We start from the raw sequence: 21,462 nt of genomic DNA on the forward strand, positions 1-21,462 counted from the left end.
TCAGGCGGCGGGCGCGGAGGCCGAGGCCGCCAGCCGCGCCCGCACCTCGCGCACGCGCGTCGCCGGGAAGGTGATCGAGAAGCGCGACCCCTTGCCCACCTCGCTCTCGATGCGCAGTTGCCCGCCGTGGCGCTGCACGATGTGCTTGACGATGGCCAGGCCCAGTCCAGTCCCACCTGTCTCGCGCGAGCGACTGCGGTCGATGCGGTAGAAGCGCTCGGTCAGCCGCGGGATGTGCTCGGCGGCCACGCCCGGCCCGGTGTCGCGCACCGTGAACTCGCCGCGGCCGTCGGACAGCAGGCGCCAGGTAACGACCACCTCGCCGCCACCGGGCGTATAGCGCACGGCGTTGGTCACGAGGTTGGACATGGCGCTCTGCAGTTCGGTCGGCACGCCCGAGACTTCCGAATCGGCCTCGACGGCAAAGAAAAGCTTGTGCGGCTGCGACGCGATGCGGCCCGAGAGCCCACGCGCCTCGTCCTCGCAGTGCGCCATCAGCGCCCTCATGCGCGTCCACTGGTTGACCGGCGGCGCCGCACTGCCTTCGAGGCGCGACAGCGTCAGCAGGTCGGCCACCAGCGTGCCCATGCGCTGCGCCTGCTGGCCCATCAGGGCCAGGTAGCGGGCCCGCTCGTCGGCGTCCAGCGGCAGCGTCTGCAGCGTTTCGACGAAGCCGGTGAGCACGGTCAGGGGCGTGCGGATCTCATGCGACACGTTGGCGACGAAGTCACGCCGCATCTCCTCGGCCTTCTCGAGCGCCGTGATGTCGCGCGTGAGCAGCATCCGGCGGTTGCCCGCGTAGGGATGCGCCTGCACCGACAGCCGCATCGGCTGTCCGGACGCGGAGCGCGAGGCCACCGGCGCATCGATGACCACCTCGCGGCTGTAGTTCCACGAGGCGAGGTAGCCGATGAAGGCAGGATCGCGCACGAGATTGGCGATGAGCTGCTGCAGGTCGCGTTCGACGTCCAGCCCCAGGTGGACGCCGGCGGTCTGGTTGCACCATTCGATGCGGCCTTCCTCGTCCACCAGCACCACGCCGTTGGGCGAGGCCTGGATGGCGGCCAGGAACTCCTGCAGACGCTGCTCCGCCTGCTGGGTCTGCTGCTCGCGCAGGCGCAAGGCGCGGCGGATGCGGTCCGACAGCTCGCCCCACAGGCCGAAGCGGCCGGGCGGCAGTCCCAGGGCGTCGTTGCGCATCGCCTGGATCAGGCTGTGGGCCCGAAGCATGTCCAGCACCAGCCAGCCCAGCGCCCCCGCCCAAGCCCCGGCCCAGGCCAGGCGCCATCCCATCAGGAAGCCGGCGGCAGCGGCGCCTGCAGCGGACAGGCAGAGAAAGGCGGCTAGACGACCGGGCATGGCCATGGATTATCGGCAGGCACCGCCTCGGCGGGCCCGCGGGCAAAGTCGCGCACGGAAGGAAGGAAGACGGGCAGCGGCCGGCGCATCCGGCGGCCCGGCGCCAGGCCGATCAGACGGTCGCCTGGACGGTGAAGCGGTAGCCCGCGCCCCGCACGGTCTCGACCATGCTGGCGGCGGCGCCCAGCGACTCGCGCAAGCGCTTGACGTGGACGTCGACCGTGCGCTCCTCGATGAAGACATGGTCGCCCCACACCTTGTCGAGCAGTTGCGAGCGGCTGTGCACGCGCTCGGCGTTCTGCATCAGGTAGGCCAGCAGCTTGAACTCGGTCGGGCCCATCTTGAGGGCGGCTCCCTGCCAGGTCACGCGGTGGGTCGCGGTGTCGAGCACCAGCTCGCCGGCCTCCAGCCGTTCGACCGCGGCCTCGGGCGCGCGGCGGCGCAGGACGGCACGGATGCGGGCCAGCATCTCCTGCGTGGAGAAAGGCTTGGTGATGTAGTCGTCGGCGCCGGCGTCCAGTCCGGCCACCTTGTCCGGCTCGTCGCCGCGGGCGGTGAGCATCAGGATCGGCACCTGCTTCGTTCGGGCGTCGCGGCGCCACTGGCGCGCCAGCTGCAGGCCGCTCTGGCCCGGCAGCATCCAGTCCAGCAGGATCATGTCCGGCAGCACCGCATCGATCTCGCGCTGTGCGCTCACGCCGTCCTCGGCCCAGATGGGCTCGAAGCCGTTGTGCCGCAGGTTCACCGCCAGCAGCTCGGCGATGGAGGACTCGTCCTCCACGATCAGTACACGAGGTTTCTTCATGGTGTTCTTCCAGGTCCGGGCGGCGCAGCCATCGCCAACAGCCGCTCAGCCAGCCCACCGCTCGAACGGCCGCGGAGCAGGCCACGCCCAAGCACCCGCGGAACTGGCTTTGCCAGGCCGCTGGGTGCGCCCCCCTCCGGGGGGTTGGCGGAGCGCGAAGCGCGGAGCCTGGGGGGCCTCACTTCAACGCGCTCTCGATCTCTTGCATCGAAGTGTGCCGCACGTCCTCACCCTTGACGATGTAGATGATGAACTCGGCGATGTTCTTCGCATGGTCGCCGATGCGCTCGATGGCCTTGGCCAGGAACAGCAGGTCCAGGCTGGGCGAGATGGTGCGCGGGTCTTCCATCATGTAGGTGACGAGCTTGCGCACGAAGCCGTCGAACTCGGCGTCGATCAGGTCGTCCTCCTTGAGGATCGACAGCGCGCCGGCGGTGTCGAGGCGGGCGAAGGCATCCAGCGCCTTGCGCAGCAGCCCAGACGCCAGATCGGCGGCGATGCGCAGCTCGGTGCAGGGCAGCGCGCGGGCCGAGCCGCTCTCGATGATCGACTTGACCATGCGGGCGATCTTGTTCGCCTCGTCGCCCACGCGCTCGAGGTTGGCCGTGGTCTTGGAGATGGCGATCAGGAGGCGCAGGTCGCGCGCCGTCGGCTGGCGGCGCGCGATGATGGACGAGAGCTCGCGGTCGATCTCGATCTCCATCGCGTTGACGCGCGGCTCGGTCTCGATCACGCGCTCGGCGGCGTCGGTGTCGAACTGCAGCAGCGCATAGACGGCCTGGCGGATCTGGGACTCGACCATGCCGCCGAGTTCCATGACGCGCGAGGACACGCCGTTGAGTTCGCTGTCGAACTGGGTGGAAAGATGTTTGTCAGCCATCGCTGTGGTCTCCAGTGCCGGCATCAGCCGAAACGGCCCGTGATGTAGTCCTCGGTCTCCTTGCGCTTGGGCTTGAAGAACATCTGCTCGGTGGCGCCGAACTCGATGAGGTCCCCCAGGTACATGTAGGCCGTGTAGTCGCTGCAGCGGGCGGCCTGCTGCATGTTGTGGGTCACGATGACCACGGTGTATTCGTCCTTGAGCTCGGCGATCAGCTCTTCGATCTTGGCGGTGGAGATCGGGTCCAGCGCCGAGCAGGGCTCGTCCAGCAGCAGCACTTCGGGCTTGATGGCGATGCCGCGGGCGATGCACAGGCGCTGCTGCTGGCCACCGGACAGGCCGGAGCCGCTCTGGTGCAGCTTGTCGCGCACCTCGGTCCACAGGGCGGCCTTCTTGAGCGCCCATTCGACGCGGTCGTCCATGTCCGAGGCCGACAGGTTCTCGAACAGCTTCACGCCGAAGGCGATGTTGTCGTAGATCGACATCGGGAAGGGCGTGGGCTTCTGGAAGACCATGCCGACCTTGGCGCGCACCAGGGCGACGTCCTGCTTGGAGGTCAGCAGGTTCTCGCCGTCCAGCTCGATGGCGCCTTCGGCGCGCTGCTCGGGATACAGCTCGAACATGCGGTTGAAGGTGCGCAGCAGCGTGGACTTGCCACAGCCCGAAGGACCGATGAAGGCGGTGACCTTGTTCTCGGGGATGTCGAGGTTGATGCCCTTGAGCGCGTGGAACTTGCCGTAGTAGAAGTTCAGGTCCTTGACGGCGATCTTGGAACGCGGGGGGGTGGAGACGGTAGCAACCATGGCTTGACTCTTCTTGGTATCAGTTCTTGCCGCGCGTAAGGACGCGGGCCAGGATGTTGAGGGCGAGAACGGCGACGGTGATCAGGAACACGCCAGCCCAGGCCAACTGCTGCCAGTTCTCGTACGGGCTCATCGCGAACTTGAAGATGGTGACCGGCAGGCTGGCCATCGGCTGCGTGACGTCGGCCGTCCAGAACTGGTTGTTCAGGGCGGTGAAGAGCAGCGGCGCGGTCTCGCCCGCGATGCGGGCCACGGCCAGCAGGATGCCCGTCACGACGCCGGCGCGGGCCGCGCGCAGCGTGATCGACAGGATCACCTTCCACTTGGGCGTGCCCAGGGCGTAGGCGGCTTCGCGCAGACCCGGCGGCACCAGCTGCAGCATGTTCTCGGTGGTGCGGATCACCACGGGAATGGTGATGAGCGCCAGCGCGATGGAGCCGGCCAGGCCAGAGAAGGACCGGAACTGCGCCACCACCAGCGAGTAGACGAACAGGCCGATCACGATGGACGGCGCCGACAGCAGGATGTCGTTGACGAAGCGGATCACCGACGACAGCCAGCCGTGCGGGTTGTACTCGGCCAGGTAGATGCCGGCCATGATGCCGATGGGCGTGCCGACGAAGGTGGCGACGCCCACCATCACCAGCGAGCCGAAGATGGCGTTCAGGATGCCGCCGGCCTCGTTGGGCGGGGGCGTCATCTCGGTGAAGGTGGCCAGGGACAGGCCACCGATGCCGAGGTACAGCGTCTGCCAGAGGATCCAGATCAGCCAGAACACGCCGAAGGCCATGGCAGCCAGCGACAGGGCGAGGGCCACCTGGTTGACGCGCGAGCGGCGGGCGTACTTGGCCTCGCGGGTGCGGGCCAGCGCCTGGGCGGCCAGCAGTTGTTGGGAAGTGCTGGCGGGGCTGGGGGTGCTCACGAGCGGGCTCCTTCGCTCTTCTTCATGCGAGCCAGCAGCAGCTTGGACAGCGACAGCACGACGAAGGTGATGAAGAACAGGACCAGGCCGAGGTACATCAGCGCGGCCTGGTGCAGGCCGGCGCCGGCTTCAGCGAATTCGTTGGCCAGCGCCGAGGTGATGCTGTTGGCCGCCTGGAACAGGGACAGAGAGTCGAGCTGGTTCATGTTGCCGATGACGAAGGTCACGGCCATGGTCTCGCCCAGGGCGCGGCCCAGACCGAGCATGATGCCGCCGACCACGCCGGCCTTGGTGTAGGGCAGCACGACCTTGCTCACCACCTCCCAGGTGGTGGCGCCCAGGCCGTAGGCCGACTCCTTCAGCATCGGGGGCGTGACCTCGAAGACGTCGCGCATCACCGAGGCGATGAAGGGAATGATCATGATGGCCAGGATGATGCCGGCCGACAGGATGCCGATGCCCACGGGTGGGCCGGCTACCAGCGCACCCAGCACGGGCACGCCGGTCAGCAGCTTCTGCAGGGGCTGCTGCACATAGGTCGCGAGGATGGGGCCGAAGACCAGCAGGCCCCACATGCCGTACACGATGGAGGGCACGGCGGCCAGCAGCTCGATGGCCGTGCCCAGCGGGCGCTTGAGCCAGCTGGGCGAGAGTTCGGTGAGGAAGAGCGCGATGCCGAAGCTCACCGGCACCGCGATCAGCAGGGCAATGATGGAGGTCGCCAGCGTGCCGTAGATCATCACCAGACCGCCGAACTCTTCCTGCACCGGGTCCCAGACGCTGCTGGTCAGGAAACCCAGGCCGTACTTGGCGATGGCGGGCCAGGCGCCGATGACGAGCGAGACGAGGATGCCGATCAGCAGGGCCAGCGTCAGCAGCGCAGCGCCCTTGGCGGCCCAGCCGAACAGCAGGTCGGCCATGGGGCCGGAGCGGGGACGCTTGACCGGCGGAGGCACCGCGGGGCGGGCCCGCTCGGCGGGCCGCTCGAGCCCCTGGCCGTCGGCGGTGAGAGTGGATGACACGGTATGAACCTCCTGCGGGCGCGCATCGACCCGCACCGTCGACTCGGCAGCGATGCGGGTCATGCGGCTCCCTGTTCCTGGTTTGTCTTAGTTATGGAATCCCGAGGGGGGCCGGGGTCAGTGCGAGGCGACGACCTTGCCCGAGCCGTCCTTGATGCCGTCCCACGACTTGCGGATCGTGGTCTTCACGGCATCGGGCATCGGCACGTAGTCCAGGTCGTCGGCGGTCTTGTCGCCGTTCTTGTAGGCCCAGTCGAAGAACTTGAGCACGGTGGTGCCCTGGGCCGGCTTGTCCTGCACCTTGTGCATCAGGATGAAGGTGGCACCGGTGATGGGCCAGGCGCCGTCGCCAGGCTGGTTGGTCAGCACCTGGTAGAAGCTCTTGTTCCAGTCGGCGCCGGCTGCGGCGGCCTTGAAGGCGGTGTCCTCGGGCGAGACGAACTTGCCGGCCGAGTTCTGCAGCAGGGCGTAGGTCATCTTGTTCTGCTTGACGTAGGCGTACTCGACGTAGCCGATCGAGTTGGGCAGGCGGCCCACGAACGCGGCGACGCCTTCGTTGCCCTTGCCGCCGGCGCCGGTGGGCCAGTTCACGGCGGTGCCTTCACCGACCTTGTCCTTCCACTCGGCGTTCACCTTCGACAGGTAGTTGGTGAACAGGAAGCTGGTGCCGGAACCGTCGGCGCGGCGCACCGGGGCGATGGCGGCGTCGGGCAGGTTCAGCGAGGGGTTCAGGGCCTTGATGGCGGGGTCGTTCCACTTGGCGATCTTGCCCAGGTAGATGTCGCCCAGCACCTGGCCGCTCAGCTTGAGTTCGCCGGCCTTGATGCCCTGGATGTTCACCACGGGGATCACGCCACCGATCACGGTGGGGAACTGCAGCAGGCCCTTGGACTCCAGCTCGGCGTCCTTCAGCGGGGCATCGGAGGCACCGAAGTCGACGGTCTTGGCCTCGATCTGCTTGATGCCGGCACCGGAGCCGACCGACTGGTAGTTGATCTTGACGCCGGTGGCCTTGTTGAAATCGGAGGCCCACTTGGCGTACAGCGGGGCGGGGAAGCTGGCGCCGGCGCCGGTGGCTTCCTGGGCGAAGGCGGGCACATGCGCGAAAGCGGCGAGGGTCAGGCCGGCGGCGGCAATTTGAAACACGGACTTCATGGTCTTCCTTTCCGAAGGGTCACCACCCCCGGGTCCGGGGGTCTGCGGCGGACTGTAGAAAGGCCATGTGACAACCATGTGACACCCCGTCTCCGAGGGAAAACCGCCCCGGGGCGCGCTCGCCCACCATGACACTGTCATCAATTCGTCATGTCCCGGACGGAGGATCGCCAGCCTGCCGCCGCTACCATCGGGGCCGACTTTTCCCTCCTTGATGTATGCAGAACGGAACGCGCCTGGCCGCCATTGATCTCGGCTCCAACAGTTTTCGCCTGGAGATCGGCCGCGTGGACCACGGGCAGATCCAGCGCGCCGAATACTTCAAGGAGACCGTGCGCCTGGGCAACGGCCTGGACAGCGCACGCAACCTGACCCACGAGGCCATGCAGCGCGGCTGGGAGGCCCTGGCCCGCTTCGGCGAGCGGCTGGCCGGCTTCGAGCGCGCCCAGGTCCGCGCGGTGGCCACGCAGACGCTGCGCGAGGCGCGCAACCGCGAGGAATTCCTGCTGCGGGCCCGCACCGTGCTCGGCTTCGGCATCGACGTCATTCCCGGCCGCGAGGAAGCCCGCCTGATCTACCAGGGCGTGGCCCACCTGCTGCCGCGCAACGAGGTCGCCGACAGCGAGCGCCGGCTGGTGGTCGACATCGGCGGCCGCTCCACCGAGATGATCATCGGCTCGGGCCTGCAGGCGCAGACCACGGAGTCGTACCGGGTGGGCAGCGTCGCCTGGTCGATGAAGCACTTTCCGGACGGCCAGTTCTCCGCCAGCGCCTTCCGCGTCGCCGAGATCGCGGCCAAGGCCGTGATGGACGATGCCCTGAACAACTACACCCGCGACCAGTGGGACACCGCCTATGGGGCCTCCGGCACCATCGGCGCCGTCGGCGATCTGGTGGCGGCGGCCGGCGGCCGCGTCGGCGTGGTCACGCGCGCCGACCTGGACTGGCTGCTGGACCGCCTGCTCAAGGCCGGCAGCGCCGACCGCCTGCGGCTGGACGGCCTGCGCGAGGATCGCAAGCCCGTCATCGGCGGCGGCCTGGCCGTGCTGCGGGCGTTGTTCGACCTGCTGTCCATCGACGAGATGCGCGTCGCACAGGGCGCCCTGCGCCACGGTGTGCTGTACGAACTGCTGGAGCGCGACGACGGCGTGGCCGACCTGCGCGACAGCACGGTGGCGCGGCTGGCGCACCGCTTCGACGCCGACGAGGCGCAGGCGCGGCGCGTGGGTGACGTGGCCGCTGCGCTGTTCGTGCAGCTGGTGCCCGAGGCCCGCGGCGGCGCCAGCGCCAGCCGGGCCGGCAGGGCCCTGCGCAAGCTGCGCTGGGCGGCGCAGCTGCACGAGATCGGCATGCACATCTCGCACAGCGACTACCACAAGCACGGCGCGTACATCCTCGACAACGTGGACGTGCCCGGCTTCGCCGTCAACGAGACCCATGCGCTGAGCCAGCTGGTGCTCGGCCATCGCGGCAAGCTGCGCAAGGTCGAGGCCTCGATGGCCGACGAGACCTTCGCAGCGCAGTTGCTGGCCCTGCGGCTGGCAGTAATCCTCTGCCACGCGCGGCGCGACCCGGAAGCCGATGCGCTGGCCGTGGAACTGTCGGGCGCACGCGGTTTTGCGGTGCGGGCGCGCCAGGACTGGGCGGAGCGCTATCCCCAGTCGGCGCACCTGCTGCGCGAAGAGGTGCTGGCCTGGCAGAAGACGAGCTGGATGCTGGGGCTGCACCTGGACTGAAAAGGCGCCGCGGCGTCTCAGGGCGGCTCAATCCACCAGACACCGTTCGGGCGGAGCCTGCCCAAGCCAGGGGGCGAGGTGACGCTCAGAGCAGCTCGGGCGCCTGCACCGTGACCATCACCGTCTGCTCCTCGCCATCGCGCTCGCGCGTGCGCAGCCACCACACCGAGCCCTTGCGCACGGCGCAACTGTCCTGCTGAAGGCCCAGCAGGCGCGCGACGGCCTGGCCCAGGGCCGGCTGGTGGCCCACCAGCACGATCACCGACTTGCCATGCGGCCAGCCGGCCGCAACCAGCAGTTCATCGCCGGTCGCGTGTGGGGCGATTTCCTCGCGCAACTTGTACTTGCGGCCCAGCGCCAGCACCGTCTGCTCGCAGCGGCGCGCCGGGCTGCACAGGATGCGCGTGCCCTCGGGCAGTTGTCGATCCAGCCAGGCGGCCATTCGCTTGGCCTGCTTCTCGCCCCGCGGCGTGAGCGAACGGGCCAGGTCGTCGCAGCCCTCGTGCCAGTCTTCGGCTTCGGCATGGCGCCAGAGGATCAGGTCCATGGTCTCGTCCTTCCCTTGCGAACAGTGCGCGTCTCAGACACCCGGGCCACGGCCGCCGAAGGCATAGCGCCCCATCAGGGCCGCCTGCGCGCCGTGCGCTTCGATGGCGCGCGAGGCACCGGGCTCGCCCGCATGCAGGTTGCGGTCCACCCGCTCGTAGCAGCCGTCGGCTTCCAGCTCCCAGGCATCGCGGCCATCGTGCAGGTAGGCCACCAGGCATTCGTCGATCAGCCGCTGGCGCAACACCGGATGCGTGACGGGCCAGGCCACCTCCACCCGCCGCATCATGTTGCGATTCATCCAGTCGGCACTGGAGAGATACAGGCTCTCGTCCTCGTCCACGCGGAAGTAGAAGACCCGCGAATGCTCCAGGAAGCGGCCGATGATCGAGCGCACGCGGATGTTGTCGCTCACGCCCGGCACCTGCGCCGGCAGCATGCAGGCACCTCGCACGATGAGGTCGATCTTCACGCCGCGGCTGCCGGCACGCAGCAGTGCCGCGATCAGTGCCTCGTCGGTGAGCGCATTCATCTTGGCGACGATGCGCGTGGTCTTGCCCTCGCCCGCAGCCTCGGCCAGCGCGTCGATGCGGGCCACCAGGTTCCTGTGCAGGTCGAAGGGCGCCACCCACAGCCGCTGCAGCTTGGGCAGCCGGCTCTGGCCGGCCAGGTGCACGAAGAGCGCATCCATGTCCGCCGTGAGTTGCGGGTCGGCCGTCAGGTGGCTGATGTCGGTGTAAAGCCGCGCGGTGCGGGGGTTGTAGTTGCCGGTCGAGAGATGGCCGTAGCGGCGGATGTGGCGGCCTTCGCGGCGGGTGACCAGCAGCATCTTGGCGTGCGTCTTGAGACCCACCACGCCGTACACCACCTGCGCGCCGATGGATTCGAGCACCTCGGCCCAGTTGATGTTGGCCTCTTCGTCGAAGCGGGCCTTGAGCTCCACCACCGCCATCACTTCCTTGCCGCGGCGCACGGCCTCGCGCAGCAGGTCCATCAGCACCGAGTCGGAGCCGGTGCGGTAGATGGTCTGCTTGATGGCCAGCACCTGCGGATCGGCCACCGCCTCGCGCAGGAATTCGATGACACCGTCGAAGCTCTCGAAGGGCTGGTGGATCAGCACATCGCTGCGCTGCAGCCGGTCGAAGAAGGACTGGCCGGTCGACAGGTTGATCGGGTAGGAGGCCTGGTACGGCGTGAAGCGCAGGTCCTTGAAGCGCGGCTCATCGATCAGGTCGACCATCTGCGAGAAGCGCGCCAGGTTCACCGGCCCCGGCACGCGGTAGAGCGCACCCTGCGGCAGGTTGAACTGCGCCAGCAGGAAGCTCCAGAGCGACTCGTCGCAGTCGGCCGACACCTCCAGCCGAACGGCCTGGCCGAAGTTGCGGTGCTGCAGGCCCTGACGCAACGCGGTGCGCAGGTTCTTCACATCTTCCTCATCCACGGCGAGGTCGGAATGGCGCGTGACGCGGAACTGCGAAAACTGCCCCACCTCCCGCCCCGGGAACATCGCGTGCAGGTGCGCCCGCACGATGCTCGACAGCGCCACCACCAGCGTCCTGCCCTCCGACACCTTGGCCGGCATGCGGATCAGCCGCGGCAGCACGCGCGGCACCTTCAGGATGGCAATGGGGTTCTCGCGGCCGAAGGCGTCCTTGCCCGAGAGCTTGACGATGAAGTTCAGCGACTTGTTGGCCACCTGCGGGAAGGGATGAGCCGGGTCCAGCGCGACGGGGATCAGCAGCGGCCGCACCTCGCGCTCGAAGTATTCCTGCACCCACTTGCGCTGTGCCGCATTGCGCTTGCCGTGCGAGATGACATGGATGCCATGCTCGGCAAAGGCCGGCAGCAGTTCGTCGTTGTAGAGCTGGTACTGGCGTGCCACCAGCGCATGCGCGGCCGCCGACAGGGCATCGAAGGATTCGGCCGTGTACGGCCCGGTGCCCTGCGCTTCGAGGCAGGCCCGCACGTGCGGCTCGGCCCGCACCTCGAAGAACTCGTCGAGGTTGGACGAGACGATGCACAGGTAGCGCAGGCGCTCCAGCAGCGGCACTTCGGGCCGCTCCGACCAGTTCAGGACGCGCCGGTTGAAGGCCAGGATGCTGTGGTCCCGGTCCAGCAACGGGGTGGCTGCCGGCACATTCGGCGTCGGCAGGGACTCTTCGGAAAAGGGCATGACGTCGGGGTCGAGGGACAGAGGCAAGACTGTCATCCCATTGTCATGTTTGAATGTGACGCCGTCATGACACTGTCATGTGCCGCGCCGCCCCCTCTCAGGCGCCGAGGAAGTGGCGGCGATAGCGCGGTGGCAGGTCGGCCAGGCGCATCATCATCGGCAGGTCGGCGGTGTTGAAGTCCGGGTCCCAGGCCGGCGCGCCCAGCACCTTGGCGCCCAGGCGCAGATAGCCCTTGATGAGCGCGGGCGGCTCCACATCGAGCGAGCCGTCCAACTGGTCGACCGGCAGCGGCAGGCGCGGCTGCACGTGGTACTGGATGGGCGCCATGTGCGTGGCCGACAGCTGGCGCCAGATGCTGGCCGCGGCATCGCCACCATGCACACCGTTCTGCAGCATCGGGATGCTGGCGCAGCCGATCATGGTGTCGAGCCGGTTGCGGTGCATGAAGGCCGCCAGCGCACCCCACAGGGCCAGGATCACGCCGCCCTGGCGATGGTCCGGATGCACGCAGCTGCGGCCCAGTTCGACCATGCGCTCGCGCAGGCCACGCAGGCGGGTCAGGTCGAACTCGGTGTCGCTGTAGGTACCGCCCACCCGGCGGGCCTGGGCCGGCGTGAGCACGCGGTAGGTGCCCACCACCTCGCCACCCGGCTCGGCGCGCACCAGCAGGTGCTCGCAGAAGTCGTCGAACAGGTCCACGTCATGGCCCGGCAGCGACGTGGGCAGGCGCGCACCCATCTCTTGCACGAACACGCGCCAGCGCAGGCGCTGCGCCTCACGCACCTCGTCCTGGTGGCGGGCCCATGCCACCGTCACGCCGCCGGCTGCGGCCGGCTGGGGAAGTTGCGGCGGCTGCGGCCACAGCGTCTCGCGCAGGCCGAGGCGTGACAGGGCGAGGGTGGGCGTCGGCAGTTCTTTCATGAGCGGCTTCTGGTCTTTTCGGATTGCCGCGCAGTCTGTGCCGCACCGATGAAGCCCGCATGTCGAAGCCGTGGCAATTGCGTGACGGCGCTGCGCGGGTGGCCGCGCGGCGCTATCCTGCGGCCCGCCTGCCTAGGGACGCGCTTCACGAATGCGCGCGCCGTGGGCATCTGCGGAATCGGGCGATCTGCGTCGTTGCAAATGCTCGCAATAGCTGGGCTATTGCTGCGCTTTGCGCCTAGCATCTCATCCCGATCCGCAGCGCCCACTTGCCGCTCGATTCGTGAAGCGCATCCCTAGGAGCCATCCGACCATGTCCGAACAACCTGTCATCGACGTCTATTCCTGGCCCACGCCCAACGGCCACAAGGTCCACATCATGCTGGAGGAGACCGGCCTGCCCTACCGGGCGCACGCGGTCGACATCGGCCAGGGCGACCAGTTCGCGCCCGACTTCCTGGCCATCAGCCCCAACAACAAGATCCCGGCGATCACCGACCCCGTGGGGCCGGACGGGCAGCCGATCTCGCTCTTCGAGTCAGGCGCCATCCTGGTCTACCTGGCGGCCAAGACTGGCCAGTTGCTGCCCCAGGGCGACCGCGCGCGCTTCGAGGTGCTGCAGTGGCTGATGTTCCAGATGGGCGGCGTGGGCCCCATGCTCGGCCAGGCCCATCACTTCCGCATTTACGCGCCCGAGAAGCTGCCCTACGCCATCGAGCGCTACACCAACGAGGCCAAGCGGCTGTATGGCGTCATCGACCGCCGCCTGGAGAAGAGCGCCTTCGTCGGCGGCGCCGACTATTCGATTGCCGACATCGCCATCTTTCCGTGGCTGCGCAGCTGGCAGAACCAGGGCGTGGAGATGGACGATTACCCCGCGCTCAAGGCCTGGTTCGACGGCATCGCGGCGCGTCCGGCAGTGCAGCGGGGCGTGCAGGTGCTGGCCGATCGGCGCAAGCCGATCACCGACGACAAATCGCGCGAGATATTGTTCGGCAAGACCCAGTATCAGAAGCGCTAGAATGGCGGGCTTGTCGGAACGTAGCGCAGCCTGGTAGCGCATCTGCTTTGGGAGCAGAGGGTCGCGAGTTCGAATCCCGCCGTTCCGACCAATCCATGCGAATGCCCGCAGTGACTTCGGCCACTGCGGGCGTTTTCATTTGCGCGGCTTGCGCGCCGCGCGCTTCTCGGCCCCCGCGCCGCCTTCCGCCTCGGCGGGCTTCTGCACCAGATGCACCCGCAGGCGGCCCAGGTGCTCGTACAGGGCTTCCTTGTTGCCAGCGGGCAGGCCCTGGAACATGGCGATCAGCCATTTCTCGTGCTCGGCCGCCATGGCGGCGAATTCGGTGCGGCCCTTGTCGGTCAGGCACACGCGCCAGGACCGGCGGTCTTCGGGGTCGTCGATGCGCTCGACCAGACCCTCTTTCACCAACTGATCGGTCAGGCCCGTCACATTGCCGCCGGTCACCATCAGGTAGCGCGACAGCACATTCATGCGCAGCCCCTCCGGATAGCGGTCGAGCTGGGCCAGGTAGTCGAAGCGCGGCAGCGTGGTGCCGAAACGGGTGCGCAACTGCTGGCGGATCTGCTGCTCGATCTGTGTGCTGCAGGCCAGGAGGCGCAGCCAGATCTTGGTGTCCAGGTGGTCGTCGACCTGGGCACGGGCCTCCAGGCCGATGTGTTCGTCGCCCAGCGACTCGACGAGGCGGAAATGCTTGGAATGGGTGGCCATTCGGGTTGTCCTGTTGTTGTGTCTTCAGTCACGCTCGTGGGGCCGGGGCGCCCCATCACGCCCCCACCCGCCGGCCAGCGCATGCCGGATCCCTGCCGCCGAGCATAGCCGGCAGGCCTGCCTTCGGCTGTCGGCGCCGGGCGTGCCCATCACCTCGCCCACGCGAGCCGTTCGCCGGCTGCACGCCGATGGGTGTCCGGTGAAGGAAGACCGTGTGTCGCGCAATGGGCCATCAACGCATCAGCCGCCCGCCATTGATGTCCAGCGTCGCGCCCGTGATGAAGGCCCCCGCGTCCGATGCCAGAAAGACCGCCGCCGCGGCGACCTCCTCGGGCTCGCCGAAACGGCCCAGGGGAATGGCGCTCAACAGTCCTTCCTGCCGGTCGGGCGCCAGGGCCTCCAGCGCCGGACTGCGGATGGCCGCCGGGGCCAAGGCATTGACGGTGATCCGGTCGGCCGCCAGTTCCGTGGCCAAGCCGCGCGTGAGCGCCAGGATGCCGGCCTTGGAGGCGGCGTAATGGAGGCCCGTGGCCGCGCTCGCCTGCTGACCGGCGAGCGACGCCAGGTTGATGATCCGACCGCCCTGCCCCCGCAAGCGCATGTGCGCACCCAAGGCACGGCAACCCAGGAAGCAGCCGCGCAGGTTGACGGCCATGAGGGCGTCCCATTCCTCCACCGCGATGTCCCACAGCGGAGTGGAGACGGTGCGCGCCGCGTTGTTGACGAGCACGTCGACGAAGCCCCACGCGTCGCAGCCGGCCTGCAGCATCTGCTGCCAGCCGGCCTCCGCCGCGACGTCCGCCACCACGGCCCGCACCTCCAGCCCTTCGGCCCGCAGTGGTGCGGCAGCGTCGTGCACCGCCGCCTGCGCGTCGGCCATCAGCACGCGCGCACCGGCCTGTCCCAGCGCATGGGCCATGGCCAGGCCCAGCCCCTGCGCCGCGCCGGTGACCAGGGCCACGCGGCCGGCCAGCACGGGGGCGGAAGGTGGCACCGGCATGCTCAGGCCCGGCGGGCGCGCGCCTGCGGCGGCCGCTCCCACGCGGTGGGCGTGACGCCACGCTCGCGCAGCTTGTACTTCTGCACCTTGCCGTTCTCGGTGCGCGGCAGGTCGTCGACGATGTCGAACCAGCGCGGCACCGCAAAGTACGGCAGGCGCGCTTCGCACCATTCGGCCAGTTCCTGCGACGCCGGGGCCTGGCCCTCGCGCAGGATCAGCGCGGCCATCACCTCGTCCTCGGCCAGCTCGGAGCGCACGGGGTACACCGCCACGGTCGCAACGGCCGGATGGCTCTGCAGCACCTGCTCGACCTCGAAGGAAGAGATGTTCTCGCCCCGGCGGCGGATCGCGTCCTTGATTCGGTCCACGAAGCGCAGGGCGCCATCGGGCTCGCGCACCACGCGGTCCCCGGTGTGGAACCAGAGGTTGCGCCAGGCCTCGACGGTCTTTTCGGGCATGTTGAAGTAGCCGCTCGCGAAGGCATGCGGCTCATGCGCGCGCAGCAGCAGCTCGCCGGCCTGGCCGTCGGGCAACTCGGCATCGTGCTCGTCGGCCACGCGGGCCTCGAAGCCGGGCAGCACCCAGCCCATCACGCCACCGCGCGGCGAATCGGGCGCGGTGGCGATGACGAAGTTGGTCTCGGTGGAGCCATAGCCTTCGAGCAGGCGCACGCCGGTGCGGGCCGCGAAGGCCTGGCCCGCGGCGCCTGGCACGCCCGGGCCCAGTCCGATGCGCACGCGGTGCTCGCGTTCGGCGGCGCCTTCGGGCTGCGCAAGCAGGATCGGCACCATGGCGCCCAGCAGGTAGACCACCGTGGCGCCGCAGGACCGCATCGAAGGCCAGAAGCCCGAGGCCGAGAAGCGGCCTTCGAACACCACCTCGGCGCCCGACAAACAGGCCTGGGCAAAGGTGTTGAGGGCATTGATATGGAACAGCGGCAGCGTGGTGCACAGCACGTCGTCGGCGCGCACGCCCAGCACGCGCAGGCTGTTGACGCCCCACCAGTAGTACTGGGCATGCGGGCAGAGCACGCCTTTCGATGGACCGGTGGTGCCGGAGGTGTAGAGGATGGCCAGCGTATCGGCGGGGCCGACCTCGGCCGCCGCGACCGCCTCGCCGGCCGCTGGCCAGGCTTCAACGACGACGCCCGGCAGATCGACGCCAGGCGTGCCGTCCTCGCCTTCCAGCACCCACATGCGCTGCAGCGACGTGCGCGCCAGGTCGGCCGTGGCCAGCCGCGGCAGGTACTGGGCCTCGATGACCAGCAGCTTCGCCTGGCTGTTGGCCAGGAAGTATTCGATCTGCGGCCCCATGGACGCCGTGTTGACCGGCACCGCCACCGCGCCGGCCCAGCCACAGCCGAGGAAGGCCTCCAGGAACTCCGGCCGGTTGCCCGCGAGGATGGCCACACGGTCGCCGCGTTCGATGCCGGCAGCCTGCAGCGCGCCCGCCCGGGCCGCGGCGCGGTGCGGCACCTCGCCATGCCCCCAGCGCTGGCCGCCGATGCGCACCCCCGGCGCGTCGCCGAAGCGCTCGGCCTGCCGCCGCAGCATCTGCGGCAGCGTGCGCTGCGCCACCGGCAGCAGGGCGTCGGCCTCAGTCGTCGTCATGGGTGCCGCCGCCCAGGTAGGTCGCACGCACGCGCTCGTCGTCGGCGAGCGCCGCCGAGTCGCCCGACAGCGCCACCTCGCCCGTCTCCAGCACGTAGCCGAAGTCCGAGCTTTCCAGCGCGGCGCGGGCGTTCTGTTCCACCAGCAGGATCGAGACGCCGTCCTCGCGCAGCTGCCGCACGATGGACAGGATCTCCTGCACGATGAGCGGCGCCAGCCCCAGGCTGGGCTCGTCGAGCATCAGGAGGCGCGGCGCGGACATCAGCGCGCGGCCCACGGCCAGCATCTGCCGCTCGCCGCCCGAGAGCGTGTCGGCCCGCTGGCCCCGGCGCTCGGCCAGGCGCGGAAAGCGCGCATACACGCCGTCCAGGCGCTGGCGAAGCGCGTCCGCGCGCAGGCGGCGCGAATAGGCGCCCAGGCGCAGGTTGTCCAGCACGGTGAGTTCGCCGAAGAGTTCGCGCTTCTCGGGCACCAGGCACAGGCCGCGCTCGACACGCGATTCGACGTCGAGCCCGGCCAGGTCCTCGCCCTCGAAGCGGATCGTCCCGCGCGACGGCAGCAGGCCCATGGCCGCGGCCAGCAGCGTGGTCTTGCCCGCGCCGTTGGGCCCGATGACCGAGATGATCTGCCCCGGCTGCAAGGCCAGCGAGACACCGCGCACCGCCTCAACCTGGCCGTAGCCCACGTGCAGGTCGGCGATCTCCAGCATGGGCGTATCGCTCATACCGTGCTCCCCAGGTAGGCCGCCTGCACCCGCTCGTCGGCGCGCACCGCGGCGGGCACGCCCTCGACCAGCTTGGAGCCGAAGTTCATGACCACCAGGCGGTCCACCAGCTTCATCACGAAGTCCATGTCATGTTCCACGATCAGGATGGTCACGCCCTCGTCACGCAGCTTGCGCAGCAGGTCGCCCAGGGCCATCTTCTCCTTGCGGCGCAGGCCCGCGGCGGGCTCGTCCAGCACCAGCAGCACTGGGTCGGCCGCCAGGGCGCGGGCGATCTCCAGGATGCGCTGAGTGCCCAGCGGCAGGGCGCCGGCCATCTCGTGCGCCCGGTCGCCCAGGCCGATGCGGTCCAGCTGGCGCTGGGCCTCCTGCAGGATCTGGCGCTCTTCCTGCCGGTCCAGCCGCAGGCCGGCGCGCAGCACGCCGGCACCCGCGCGGGCATGGGCGCCCAGGGCCACGTTGTCCAGCAGGCTCATGTGCGGACGCAGCTTGACGTGCTGGAAGGTGCGCGCCAGGCCCAGCCGGGCCACGTCGCGCTGCTGCATCGTGCTGATGTCCTGGCCCAGGAACTGCACCCGGCCCGAGGTCATCTGCGCCGTGCGCGTGAGCAGGTTGAACATGGTCGACTTGCCGGCGCCGTTGGGCCCGATCAGGCCCACGATCTCGCCGGCCTGCACGTCGAAGCTCACATCGTTGACCGCCACCAGCCCGCCGAAGCGCTTCACGGCGCCCTGCACCGACAGCAGCGGCGTGCCGCGCGCCGGCATGGCGCGCTGCGCCAGGGGCGGCACCGGTGCGGCCAGTTCGGGCACGGCGACGGGCGCGCGTGCACCGCGGCGAAGGCGCCAGCGGCGCACATAGCCCATCACGCCGCCGCGCGCGAAGTGCAGCAGCGCGATGAACAGGGCCGCGAAGGTCACGGCTTCCAGCTGGCCGGCCCATTGGGTGACCAGCGGCAGCACGTCCTGCAGCACGTTCTTGAGCACCAGCACCAGGCCCGCGCCCACCAGCGCGCCCGCCAGGCTGCCCAGGCCGCCGGCCAGGGCCATCAGCAGGTACTCGATGCTGGCCCGCACGTCGAAGGGCGAAGGGCTGACGAAGCGGTTCATGTGCGCATAGAGCCAGCCCGCCAGCCCCGCGAACAGCGCGGCCGTGACGAAGAGCGTGAGCTTGACGCGGTAGGCATCGGCTCCCACGCTCGCCAGCAGCGTGGCGCCGCCGCGCAGCCCGCGGATGGCGCGGCCGGGTCGCGAATTGAGCAGGTTGTGGCTGAACAGGCAGGCCAGGCCCACGATGGCCCAGATCAGGTAGTAGATGGAGCGCGGGTCCGACAGCGCCCAGTTGCCGATGCGAAGCGGCGGAATGTTGGACAGGCCCGTATGCCGTCCCAGTCCGTCCACGTTGCCGAAGAGCAGCGCGATCGACAGCCCCCACGCGATGGTGGACAGCGGCAGGAAGTGCCCGCCCAGCCGCAGCGTGAGCGCGCCGATGGCCAAGGCCGAAAGGCCCGTCAGCAGCAGCGCGAAGGGCAGCCCCAGCCAGGGCGACAGGCCCTGCGCCGTGGTGAGCCAGGCCGTCGAGTAGGCCGCAATGCCCACGAAGGCTGCCTGTCCGAACGACGTGGCACCGCCCACGCCGGTCAGCAGCACCAGCCCCAGCGCCACCAGCGCGCCGATGCCGATGTCGTTGAGCAACGAGACGGTGAAGCTGCCGGCCACCGCCGGCAGCAGGGCCAGCACGACGACCACCGCCGCGATGACGAATGCGGAAGTGCCGCGCTTCATTGGTCGATCTCCTCGGCTTCTTCCTCGTGGTGGCGCGCCATGTACGAGCGCGCCATCAGCACCGGGATCAGCAGGCTGAACACGATCACGTCCTTGAGCGCCCCGCTCCAGAAGGAGGCAAAGCTTTCGATGATGCCCACGGCCAGCGCGCCGATGGCCGTCACCGGGTAGCTCACCAGGCCGCCGATGATGGCGGCCACGAAGGCCTTCAGGCCGATGATGAAGCCCGAGTCGTAGTACATGGTGGTCACCGGCGCGATCAGCACGCCGATCAGCCCCGCCAGCAACGAGGCGCAGCCATAGGCCAGCAGCGCGGTGCGTGCCGGCCGGATGCCGACCAGCCGCGCGCCCGTGCGATTGACCGCGGTGGCCCGCAGCGCCTTGCCGGTCACGGTGCGCTCGAACACCAGGAAGAACAGGCCGCTGAGCACGATGGCCGCGCTCACCATCAGCACCACCTGGCCGCTGACGGTGAAGCCGTCGCCGAGCGTCAGCGAGGCCGAGGTCAGCGCACTGGTGCGCGAGCCCTCCGGCCCGAAGAAGAGAAGGCCCAGACCCGACAGCAGGAAGTGCAGCGCCAGCGACACGATCAGCAGCACCAGCCCCGAGGCATCGGCGATGGGCTGGAACACCACCCGCGCCAGCAGCGGCGCCACCGGCACCACCAGCAGCACCGAGGCCACGATCTGCAGCGCCACGGGCACGCCGGCGCGTGCCGCGGCCCAGGCGATGGCGCAGGGCACCAGCGGCAGCACACCCCACAGCAGCAGCGCCTTGGGGATGTGCCGCGACTCGCCCTTGCGCAGCAGGCTGCCCACTTCCGTGAGCAGCGCCAGCGCGGCCAGGAAGATCACCATGCCGATGGTGGGCGGCAGCTTGCCGGTCTCGAAGGCGGCCAGCGTCAGCGCGGAAAAAGCCGCGATGTCGCCGAAAGGCACGAACACCACCCGCGTGACCGAGAAGATCAGCACCAGTCCGATGCCGGCCAGCAGATAGATGGCACCGTTGGCCAAACCGTCGATGCCCAGGATGAGGGCGACGTCCCAGGTCATGGTCGGGCGGTCCTTTGCGTCATTGCGTTCTTTCCCATGTGTCGGATGCGTCCGCGGGCGCTCAGGGCGCCAGCTTCCACTGGCCCTTGTCGAGCGTGACGATCACGCGGGCGCGCTCGTCCACGCCGTACAGGTCGCCGGGCTTGAAGTTGTAGACGCCGTGCGTGCCCACCACCTCGCGGGTGCTGAAGATGGCATCGCGCAGGGCGGCGCGGAACTCGGGCGTGCCGGGCTCGCCCTTGCCGGCCGCCAGCACGCGCTGGGCGGCGTCGGCGAACACCAGCCAGCCGTCGAAGGAATAGGCCGAGAAGGCATCGCTGGTGGGCGCGTTGTTGACCTTCTGGTAGATGTCTCGGAAGGCCAGGCCCATCTTGCGGGTCGGATGGTCGGCCGGCAGCTGCTCGGCCACGATGACGGGGCCGGTGGGCATCAGCGCGCCCTGCCCCGCCGCGCCGACCACGCGCACGAAGTCGGGGTTGATCAGCCCGTGCTGGCCATAGACCTTGCCCTTGAAGCCGCGCTCGGCCAGGGCCAGGAAGGGCAAGGCACCCGGCGTGCCGGCACCCCCGGTCATCACCGCGTCGGGCCGCATGGCCAGCAGCTTGAGCACCTGGCCGGTGACCGACTGGTCGGAGCGTGCATAGCGCTCGTTGCCCAGCACCTGAATGCCGGCATCCTTGGCCGCCTGGTTGAGGGCGCTGAACACCAGGTCACCCCAGGCGTCCGAGAAGCCGATGTAGCCCACGCTGCGCACGCCGTCCTTCTTCATGCGCTGTACCACCGCGTCGATCATCAGCTGCGTGGGCTGGGCCACCGTCATCACCCAGGCGTTGTCCGCCGGGTTCAGCAGGATGGGCGTGAGGCCGATCATCGGCACCTTGGCATCGCGGCCCACCTGCGCCATGGCGATGGCGGCGGGCACGCCCGAGGTGCCCATCAGCACGTCGACCTTGTCCTCTTCCACCAGCTTGCGGGCGTTGCGGCCGGCAGTGGTGGGGTCGGAGCCGTCGTCCAGCACGATGAGCTGCACCTTGCGCCCGGCAATCTCGCCCTTGTAGGCCAGCGCGGCCTGCATGCCCTTGGCATAGGGCACGCCCAGCGAGGAGTTCGGGCCGGAGAGCGACACGCTCAGGCCGACCTTGAGGTCGGCCGCCTGGGCGGCAACCGCGGCCGCGACCAGGGCACCGGCAGCCAGCGCACCGCGGCCGAGGGACATCAGCTTCTTCTTCATGGAGGA

Annotated in this window: 19 protein-coding genes and 1 tRNA gene; 3 read left to right on the plus strand and 17 right to left on the minus strand. The window is 69.3% G+C overall.

Translation table 11 applies throughout. The features are described 5' to 3' along the window. The 7 genes from phoR to pstS all read right to left on the minus strand — a co-directional run bounded on the left by phoR (position 1) and on the right by pstS (position 6,946). Positions 1-1,359, minus strand: coding sequence for a phosphate regulon sensor histidine kinase PhoR (gene phoR / locus KBC94_RS14745; RefSeq protein ID WP_294371411.1), 1,359 nt, complete (start codon positions 1,357-1,359; stop codon positions 1-3). Between the two features lie 112 nt (positions 1,360-1,471). Continuing rightward, positions 1,472-2,164, minus strand: a complete 693-nt coding sequence (gene phoB, locus KBC94_RS14750) for a phosphate regulon transcriptional regulator PhoB (protein ID WP_017760498.1) — start codon at positions 2,162-2,164, stop codon at positions 1,472-1,474. A gap of 178 nt (positions 2,165-2,342) precedes the next feature. After that, the gene (gene phoU, locus KBC94_RS14755) at positions 2,343-3,044 is read right to left on the minus strand and encodes a phosphate signaling complex protein PhoU (protein ID WP_294371415.1); all 702 of its coding nucleotides are present in this window, start codon (positions 3,042-3,044) and stop codon (positions 2,343-2,345) included. Between the two features lie 23 nt (positions 3,045-3,067). After that, positions 3,068-3,847 (minus strand): phosphate ABC transporter ATP-binding protein PstB, encoded by a 780-nt coding sequence (gene pstB, locus KBC94_RS14760; protein ID WP_017762158.1) that lies wholly within the window; start codon positions 3,845-3,847, stop codon positions 3,068-3,070. Positions 3,848-3,866: 19 nt separating this feature from the next. Further along, positions 3,867-4,733: a phosphate ABC transporter permease PstA gene (gene pstA / locus KBC94_RS14765; RefSeq protein ID WP_294371817.1), complete on the minus strand. Its 867-nt coding sequence runs from the start codon at positions 4,731-4,733 to the stop codon at positions 3,867-3,869. A 32-nt stretch (positions 4,734-4,765) separates the two neighbouring features. Continuing rightward, the gene (gene pstC, locus KBC94_RS14770; RefSeq protein ID WP_294371819.1) at positions 4,766-5,689 is read right to left on the minus strand and encodes a phosphate ABC transporter permease subunit PstC; all 924 of its coding nucleotides are present in this window, start codon (positions 5,687-5,689) and stop codon (positions 4,766-4,768) included. 219 nt (positions 5,690-5,908) lie between these two features. Further along, complete coding sequence (gene pstS, locus KBC94_RS14775) at positions 5,909-6,946, minus strand: phosphate ABC transporter substrate-binding protein PstS (RefSeq protein WP_294371417.1); 1,038 nt, start codon at positions 6,944-6,946, stop codon at positions 5,909-5,911. Between the two features lie 218 nt (positions 6,947-7,164). Between pstS and KBC94_RS14780 the strand changes: the two genes are divergently transcribed. Continuing rightward, on the plus strand, positions 7,165-8,682 hold the full coding sequence (locus tag KBC94_RS14780; RefSeq protein WP_294371419.1) for a Ppx/GppA phosphatase family protein: 1,518 nt from the start codon (positions 7,165-7,167) through the stop codon (positions 8,680-8,682). An 85-nt stretch (positions 8,683-8,767) separates the two neighbouring features. Here KBC94_RS14780 and KBC94_RS14785 read toward each other — a convergent pair whose 3' ends face one another. The 3 genes from KBC94_RS14785 to KBC94_RS14795 all read right to left on the minus strand — a co-directional run bounded on the left by KBC94_RS14785 (position 8,768) and on the right by KBC94_RS14795 (position 12,323). Further along, positions 8,768-9,229: a histidine phosphatase family protein gene (locus tag KBC94_RS14785; RefSeq protein WP_294371421.1), complete on the minus strand. Its 462-nt coding sequence runs from the start codon at positions 9,227-9,229 to the stop codon at positions 8,768-8,770. Positions 9,230-9,262: 33 nt separating this feature from the next. Beyond that, positions 9,263-11,401 (minus strand): polyphosphate kinase 1, encoded by a 2,139-nt coding sequence (gene ppk1 / locus KBC94_RS14790; protein ID WP_294371821.1) that lies wholly within the window; start codon positions 11,399-11,401, stop codon positions 9,263-9,265. Between the two features lie 97 nt (positions 11,402-11,498). Then, positions 11,499-12,323 carry a GNAT family N-acyltransferase gene (locus tag KBC94_RS14795; RefSeq protein WP_294371424.1) on the minus strand — a complete coding sequence of 275 codons (825 nt, stop codon included), beginning with the start codon at positions 12,321-12,323 and terminating at the stop codon, positions 11,499-11,501. 313 nt (positions 12,324-12,636) lie between these two features. On the opposite strand from KBC94_RS14795, the gene KBC94_RS14800 reads away from it, so the two are divergent. Together KBC94_RS14800 and KBC94_RS14805 are read left to right on the plus strand one after the other, a co-directional pair. Continuing rightward, positions 12,637-13,344, plus strand: coding sequence for a glutathione S-transferase C-terminal domain-containing protein (locus KBC94_RS14800; protein ID WP_294371426.1), 708 nt, complete (start codon positions 12,637-12,639; stop codon positions 13,342-13,344). 14 nt (positions 13,345-13,358) lie between these two features. Continuing rightward, a tRNA-Pro gene (locus KBC94_RS14805) sits at positions 13,359-13,435 on the plus strand. A gap of 44 nt (positions 13,436-13,479) precedes the next feature. On the opposite strand, the gene KBC94_RS14810 is transcribed toward KBC94_RS14805, so the two are convergent. The 7 genes from KBC94_RS14810 to KBC94_RS14840 all read right to left on the minus strand — a co-directional run bounded on the left by KBC94_RS14810 (position 13,480) and on the right by KBC94_RS14840 (position 21,456). Beyond that, entirely contained in the window at positions 13,480-14,055 is a 576-nt protein-coding gene (locus KBC94_RS14810) for a MarR family transcriptional regulator (RefSeq protein WP_294371429.1), read from the minus strand. A 232-nt stretch (positions 14,056-14,287) separates the two neighbouring features. Beyond that, positions 14,288-15,049 carry an SDR family oxidoreductase gene (locus KBC94_RS14815; protein WP_294371431.1) on the minus strand — a complete coding sequence of 254 codons (762 nt, stop codon included), beginning with the start codon at positions 15,047-15,049 and terminating at the stop codon, positions 14,288-14,290. A gap of 8 nt (positions 15,050-15,057) precedes the next feature. After that, positions 15,058-16,665, minus strand: coding sequence for an ATP-dependent acyl-CoA ligase (locus KBC94_RS14820; protein ID WP_294371433.1), 1,608 nt, complete (start codon positions 16,663-16,665; stop codon positions 15,058-15,060). Beyond that, positions 16,652-17,389 (minus strand): ABC transporter ATP-binding protein, encoded by a 738-nt coding sequence (locus KBC94_RS14825; RefSeq protein ID WP_294371435.1) that lies wholly within the window; start codon positions 17,387-17,389, stop codon positions 16,652-16,654. The genes KBC94_RS14820 and KBC94_RS14825 overlap by 14 nt, the downstream gene beginning before the upstream one ends. After that, the gene (locus KBC94_RS14830) at positions 17,386-19,173 is read right to left on the minus strand and encodes a branched-chain amino acid ABC transporter ATP-binding protein/permease (protein WP_294371437.1); all 1,788 of its coding nucleotides are present in this window, start codon (positions 19,171-19,173) and stop codon (positions 17,386-17,388) included. The genes KBC94_RS14825 and KBC94_RS14830 overlap by 4 nt, the downstream gene beginning before the upstream one ends. Continuing rightward, the gene (locus tag KBC94_RS14835) at positions 19,170-20,225 is read right to left on the minus strand and encodes a branched-chain amino acid ABC transporter permease (RefSeq protein WP_294371438.1); all 1,056 of its coding nucleotides are present in this window, start codon (positions 20,223-20,225) and stop codon (positions 19,170-19,172) included. Before KBC94_RS14835 ends, KBC94_RS14830 begins: the two co-directional genes overlap by 4 nt. A gap of 61 nt (positions 20,226-20,286) precedes the next feature. Then, on the minus strand, positions 20,287-21,456 hold the full coding sequence (locus tag KBC94_RS14840) for an ABC transporter substrate-binding protein (protein WP_114803048.1): 1,170 nt from the start codon (positions 21,454-21,456) through the stop codon (positions 20,287-20,289). Between the last annotated feature and the right edge of the window lie 6 nt (positions 21,457-21,462).

Source organism: Pseudacidovorax sp., from assembly GCF_017991995.1.
Classification (GTDB): Bacteria; Pseudomonadota; Gammaproteobacteria; order Burkholderiales; family Burkholderiaceae_C; genus Xenophilus.

Coding starts and splice junctions, on each gene's coding strand:
- phoR (WP_294371411.1), bottom strand. CDS start 1,359: ATGCCCGGTCGTCTAGCCGCCTTTCTCTGCCTGTCCGCTGCAGGCGCC.
- phoB (WP_017760498.1), bottom strand. CDS start 2,164: ATGAAGAAACCTCGTGTACTGATCGTGGAGGACGAGTCCTCCATCGCC.
- phoU (WP_294371415.1), bottom strand. CDS start 3,044: ATGGCTGACAAACATCTTTCCACCCAGTTCGACAGCGAACTCAACGGC.
- pstB (WP_017762158.1), bottom strand. CDS start 3,847: ATGGTTGCTACCGTCTCCACCCCCCCGCGTTCCAAGATCGCCGTCAAG.
- pstC (WP_294371819.1), bottom strand. CDS start 5,689: ATGGCCGACCTGCTGTTCGGCTGGGCCGCCAAGGGCGCTGCGCTGCTG.
- pstS (WP_294371417.1), bottom strand. CDS start 6,946: ATGAAGTCCGTGTTTCAAATTGCCGCCGCCGGCCTGACCCTCGCCGCT.
- KBC94_RS14780 (WP_294371419.1), top strand. CDS start 7,165: ATGCAGAACGGAACGCGCCTGGCCGCCATTGATCTCGGCTCCAACAGT.
- KBC94_RS14785 (WP_294371421.1), bottom strand. CDS start 9,229: ATGGACCTGATCCTCTGGCGCCATGCCGAAGCCGAAGACTGGCACGAG.
- ppk1 (WP_294371821.1), bottom strand. CDS start 11,401: ATGCCCTTTTCCGAAGAGTCCCTGCCGACGCCGAATGTGCCGGCAGCC.
- KBC94_RS14795 (WP_294371424.1), bottom strand. CDS start 12,323: ATGAAAGAACTGCCGACGCCCACCCTCGCCCTGTCACGCCTCGGCCTG.
- KBC94_RS14800 (WP_294371426.1), top strand. CDS start 12,637: ATGTCCGAACAACCTGTCATCGACGTCTATTCCTGGCCCACGCCCAAC.
- KBC94_RS14810 (WP_294371429.1), bottom strand. CDS start 14,055: ATGGCCACCCATTCCAAGCATTTCCGCCTCGTCGAGTCGCTGGGCGAC.
- KBC94_RS14820 (WP_294371433.1), bottom strand. CDS start 16,665: ATGACGACGACTGAGGCCGACGCCCTGCTGCCGGTGGCGCAGCGCACG.
- KBC94_RS14825 (WP_294371435.1), bottom strand. CDS start 17,389: ATGAGCGATACGCCCATGCTGGAGATCGCCGACCTGCACGTGGGCTAC.
- KBC94_RS14830 (WP_294371437.1), bottom strand. CDS start 19,173: ATGAAGCGCGGCACTTCCGCATTCGTCATCGCGGCGGTGGTCGTCGTG.
- KBC94_RS14835 (WP_294371438.1), bottom strand. CDS start 20,225: ATGACCTGGGACGTCGCCCTCATCCTGGGCATCGACGGTTTGGCCAAC.
- KBC94_RS14840 (WP_114803048.1), bottom strand. CDS start 21,456: ATGAAGAAGAAGCTGATGTCCCTCGGCCGCGGTGCGCTGGCTGCCGGT.